Below are 5048 nucleotides of genomic sequence, written 5' to 3' on the forward strand. Positions count from 1 at the left end.
CCGGATTTTTTACACAGCATTCGGGGCAGTGGATTTTGCCGGAGCAAAAATGACCGGTTCCATCAATCGGCGCAAGATACCCTTCCTCAAAATACTCAAATTGCCGGAGTCGCCCTGAGCGTTGCACAAAGGCAAACAGTTGGGTGAAAAATTTTCGTAAATAGCGGGGATCAATAGGGTCAAGCATTTCCCGGAGGTGCGTATTGCAAGGTACCTGACCGACGCCGTACAACGATTTCAGGTTATGCAACTTGGCTGGTGTTTTAACACAGTCCCGATCGAACTGAAGTAATGATGGATACTTCAATGCATAATGGCAAGACCACTCATGATGGCATCATGAAGCGGGATCGCATTTTGACTGCTTCTTTTACGAAAATCAGGGACTTTAGCAGCTTCTTTTGAAACTATTTTGATCAGTTTCTCAGCAATCGTCTTTCGGTTAGATGGTTTCACAGTAAAATGACAATGATGATGTAATGTCGTATATGTTACTTAATAGTCTGCGATTTCTGAACTAGTAGATCAGTCTCTAGCCCTTGATATTATTGACTTTAATCAACTCGGCGGGAATTGCTGATCTATGGTAGCCTGTTGTAAAAAACTCAGATAAGAATAGTCTGGTCCGGCAGATTGAGCAGGGTTGATAAATATGTTAATGGATAAGGTTATCGGGCACCGGGGTGTGGCTGCTGAGGCGCCTGAAAACACGTTAGCTGGCTGTCGTATGGCGGCTGAAAAGGGATTTCGGTGGATAGAGGTTGATGTCACTCTATTGGGTGACCAGACAGCGGTACTGTTTCATGATCGTCGTTTAAATCGTACTACCAATAAAAAGGGAAGCCTGCGTGCTGCGTGCAAGGCTTTGCTTGCTGACATTGATGCGGGTAGCTGGTTATCAAGTCAATTTGCCGGGGAGCCGATTCCGACACTTCATGAAGCACTGGTTGCAATCAAGCAGCTTAATGTAGGTCTTAATATTGAGATTAAGGTCAATGGCTGCTCAAAACGACAACTGGTGACTACCCTGCTAAAAGAAATTGGAAATACGGGGTTTCCAAAAGATAGACTGGTGGTTTCCAGCTTTAATTACAGCGCTCTGAAAATGTTTGCGGATGAATCCGATATCGCAACGGCCTGCCTTTTTGAGCGCTTGCCTTTAAGCTGGAAAAGGAAGGCAAGAAAGGTAAATGCGAGATCGATCAACCTTGGTCAAGCAAAGGTGTCGAGAATAAAAATAGAGAAAGTGAAGGCTGCCGGTTTTGAGGTCTACTGTTACACCGTGAATTCTAAAGAACGGTTTGAGAAGTTACTGGCGTGGGGTGTTGATGGCGTTTTTACAGACACGTCATCGTTGTTGGATAAATAGTTGGATAAATAGATTGGTAAAAAAAAGCAGACAGGAAATGTCTGCTTTATGTCGTGTATACCAATGGCGTTTTTAAATTATGGAGTGAGCAAGTTATTTTGGGTGACTGGGCAAGGCGAAGAGAGGAGTCATAGCCATAGCTATGGCGAGGAACTTCAACGTAGATCCAGTCATTCAAAACCACTGCGCAGCCCACAATTTAAAAGCAGAATTGGTATTATAGCTCGTCCACTTCCCGCAGATATTTGAACAGTTTTTTAGCTGCTACGGGTGGCTTATTCTGAGACGCTTCTTTCTGAGCATTGCGAACCAGCTGGCGGATGTGTTGGTGCTCCGCATTTGGGTACTGCTCCAAATAGTCGGTCAGTGCCTTATTGCCGTCTGCATCTCCAATTAAGCGGTCGCGCCATCTTTCCAGCTGGTGGAAGCGACGATTGTGCTCTTCACTGGAAGAGTTCAGCTGATTTAACAGTTCGGTGATTGGCTCCATCTCCTGATCGACCAGCAATTTACTGATAAATCCAAGATGGCGCTTACGGGCGTTGTGGCTGTTAATCCGCTTACTTTCGTCCAGTGCGGCGCGCAGGCGGTCATTCAGCGGCAGTTTATCCAGCAGCGAAGGTTTGAGCTCCATGAGACGGGTGCCAATCTCTTTAAGCGCATCCATATCTCGCTTCAGCTCAGCGCGGCTGACGTAGATGATTTCTTCTTGCTCTTCATCGTCCCAGGCTTCCTGAATACGACGGCTTTTTTTACTCATAAGGCTTTCTCTAAGGGGGAGGGTGCCATTGCGGGAATTAATACATGCTATTTTACTTCAGAATCTGATGGAATTGGGATGTTTTGTATAAGTAGTTGTAGGCAGATGATCAAATAGTCAGAAAATTTGATTTCGCATGGACAACTACTTATCAGGTGCATTCTTTTTCTTCCGGCGGCAAAATACAAAAAAGCATAAACAAAACAGACAGGGTGGAATCATGGGCGAATCTTCCAATGCGGTACTGGATCCACGTGCTGAAGAAGCCAGGCTGAAAGGGCTGGCCGGCGATATTCTGGATGAAGCGTCGCGACAGGGAGCGGATGCGGCAGAAGTAGGTATTAGCCTGGACTCCGGGTTATCTGCCAGTGTCCGTATGGGCGATGTGGAAACCGTCGAGTTCAATCGCGATCAGGGTCTTGGCATTACCGTGTATCTGGGCAAGAAAAAAGGCTCGGCCAGTACTTCCGATAGCAGCCCTCAAGCCATTAAGGACACCGTTCGTGCGGCATTGGATATTGCCCGTTATGCCTCAGAAGATCCATTCTCCGGCTTGGCTGAAAAAGCATTAATGGCAGATGCTGCCGCACTTCCCGATCTGGACCTTTATCACCCTTGGGGTATCGAAGCGCCGGAAGCCATTGAGCTGGCACTTCAATGTGAAGATGCCGGCCGGAACTACAGTAAGAAAATTATTAACTCGGATGGCGCCAGTGTTTCCAGCCATCAAGGCGCACGGGTTTATGGCAATAGCCATGGTTTTATTGGCAGTTATGTTTCCAGCCGGCACAGTTTAAGTGCAGTGTTGATTGGCATGCAGGAAGAGGAGATGCAGCGGGATTACTGGTACACAGTGAATCGTAATGCCAGTTTGCTGGAAAATGCCGTGGAGGTCGGAAAGACAGCTGCAGAAAGAACCATCAGCCGTCTTGGGGCTCGTAAAGTAGATACTGCCGAGGTGCCGGTGCTGTTCTCAGCGGATATGGCCGCCGGTTTGATTTCTCATTTTCTGGGAGCGATCAGTGGTGGCACTTTGTACCGTCAGGCGTCTTTTTTGTTGGATCATCTTGGTCAGCAGATATTCCCTGAATGGATGCGAATTCATGAACAACCGTTATTACAAGGCATGCTGGGCTCGGCCAGTTTTGATAATGATGGATTGGCAACCTATACCAAAGACTTTATTAAAGACGGCGCTTTGGAACACTACATACTGAGTACTTACTCCGCGCGAAAGCTGGGTATGAAAAGTACTGCTAACGCGGGCGGTGTGAATAATCTCTTCGTTGAAAGTAATGCGGGTAGTCAGGCTGAGCTGTTGAAGCAAATGGGCACCGGGCTTTTGGTAACGGAGCTTATGGGGCAAGGCGTCAATACGGTAACCGGTGATTATTCTCGTGGCGCTGGGGGTTTCTGGGTGGAAAATGGCGTGATTCAGTTCCCTGTGTCTGAAGTGACCATTGCTGGCAATTTGAAAGATATGTATCGGGATATTGTGGCTATTGGTAATGATGTTGACCCAAGAAGCACCATTCAAACCGGCTCTATTTTATTGAATAAAATGAAACTGGCTGGCGCTTAACGGTTTATGGGGCTTTGGTGAAACCCGAAGGTCGGTAATTCTGTAAGAATTGCCGACACCTCGCAGACCTGCAGGAGTTGATTGTCGGCAACCCTTCAGGTTACCAACCTACGATATCTGCTTTTGCCCAACCAGCAACCCCACCCGTTGTCTTTTGATACCTAGCAAACACTTTTTCCACAGAGACAGGTTGCCAAAATTGTAACAATGGCTGGTATGTACAACCTCAAATCCCACATCCTGCAGTTGTTGTTGCCAATGATACGCAGAGTTGAAGCAAACACCTACGCCAGCAGTATTTGCGCCCAGCCTGCGGGTCAGCTTTTTCAGCCACTTTGAAGCGGTTAAATGGAAAATATGTTTTCCGGGGGTGTTTGAGTCGTTCTTGCCTTCATAAAAATTCTCAAAAATAATAATCAGCCCACCGGGAGCCAGCATATCGTAGGCATCCAGCAAACCCTGTCGTTGTAACTGATGAGTCGATGAGTAGCCGGATGTCACAAAGTGGTGCAGTACCCAGTTGAACTGAATAAGATCAAAGGTTTCACTGTTATTAAATTTCTGGAAAATACCGTGACGTAAATGCTTGTTTGGATGAACATTGTTTTTACCCAGCATGGCTTCATCGGGCTCAACGATGGTTACCTGACTACCGGCATAATGTTCAAGAAATCGGTCTGCGTAAGAACCATTACCACCACCCACATCGAGCAAGTGCAGATTTTCGGGGCTCTTTATAAATTCATTGACGGCTTTGTTGAAGTGTTGAAACAGTGAATCGTCAATGTATTCAACATCGAAGGCAGCGACTTGCTCTGCATTAAGTAATTTGACGGGTTCGGGCATGATGGGTTCCTGACGGGGGATGTATCAATAGGTATCTGATCATTGGGCGGGATATTTAGCCTCCTGAGCAGAATGGCAAGAGGTCATGAGTTAAATGGGAATATTCAGGAAGTAGACATTAGTCTATGTAGAAATAAAGTGAGGGTTAAGAAAATGACCTCGTGAAGCCGCATTGAAAAACATGCTGCCGTTCGTACTGAACTTATCGAAGTGCTTTGTGACATCCTTCGTCTGTAAGCGTGCAAATCAAATAAATGTGCCTGCCTAAGTATTACGCTTCAGCATAGAGACAGGGCGGAGGCATCGGATGCACTATAGTTTAATTTCTAATCCTACTCATGACATCCAAGCTTTTAGATAGAGTCTTATCAGGTTATTTAATCTGTATTTCTCCCGAGATTGCCAAAATGAAACCAATATATGGAATTTTCACACACAAGCTGACTGCCTTATACAAAGCTTGGATCTTACAACGCTCCTACAGGTCAGTT

At 46.2% G+C, this 5048-nt stretch carries 4 protein-coding genes; 2 read left to right on the forward strand and 2 right to left on the reverse strand.

Going from position 1 to position 5048, the window contains the following annotated elements:
- Positions 1-652: 652 nt before the first annotated feature.
- On the forward strand, positions 653-1369 hold the full coding sequence (locus AKL11_RS09680; protein WP_067516817.1) for a glycerophosphodiester phosphodiesterase family protein: 717 nt from the start codon (positions 653-655) through the stop codon (positions 1367-1369).
- Positions 1370-1586: 217 nt separating this feature from the next.
- Here the strand turns inward: AKL11_RS09680 and yjgA are convergent, their stop codons facing one another.
- On the reverse strand, positions 1587-2129 hold the full coding sequence (gene yjgA, locus AKL11_RS09685) for a ribosome biogenesis factor YjgA (RefSeq protein WP_095210290.1): 543 nt from the start codon (positions 2127-2129) through the stop codon (positions 1587-1589).
- Positions 2130-2349: 220 nt separating this feature from the next.
- On the opposite strand from yjgA, the gene pmbA reads away from it, so the two are divergent.
- Entirely contained in the window at positions 2350-3711 is a 1362-nt protein-coding gene (gene pmbA, locus AKL11_RS09690; protein WP_067517309.1) for a metalloprotease PmbA, read from the forward strand.
- Between the two features lie 108 nt (positions 3712-3819).
- Here pmbA and AKL11_RS09695 read toward each other — a convergent pair whose 3' ends face one another.
- On the reverse strand, positions 3820-4557 hold the full coding sequence (locus AKL11_RS09695; protein WP_067516819.1) for a class I SAM-dependent methyltransferase: 738 nt from the start codon (positions 4555-4557) through the stop codon (positions 3820-3822).
- Positions 4558-5048: the final 491 nt, after the last annotated feature.

It is taken from the genome of Endozoicomonas ascidiicola, assembly GCF_001646945.1.
Lineage (GTDB): Bacteria > Pseudomonadota > Gammaproteobacteria > Pseudomonadales > Endozoicomonadaceae > Endozoicomonas > Endozoicomonas ascidiicola.

What these genes read in the sequence shown, in the direction of transcription:
- pmbA (WP_067517309.1), top strand. Translation starts at nt 2,350, where the DNA reads ATGGGCGAATCTTCCAATGCGGTACTGGATCCACGTGCTGAAGAAGCC.
- AKL11_RS09680 (WP_067516817.1), top strand. Translation starts at nt 653, where the DNA reads ATGTTAATGGATAAGGTTATCGGGCACCGGGGTGTGGCTGCTGAGGCG.
- yjgA (WP_095210290.1), bottom strand. Translation starts at nt 2,129, where the DNA reads ATGAGTAAAAAAAGCCGTCGTATTCAGGAAGCCTGGGACGATGAAGAG.
- AKL11_RS09695 (WP_067516819.1), bottom strand. Translation starts at nt 4,557, where the DNA reads ATGCCCGAACCCGTCAAATTACTTAATGCAGAGCAAGTCGCTGCCTTC.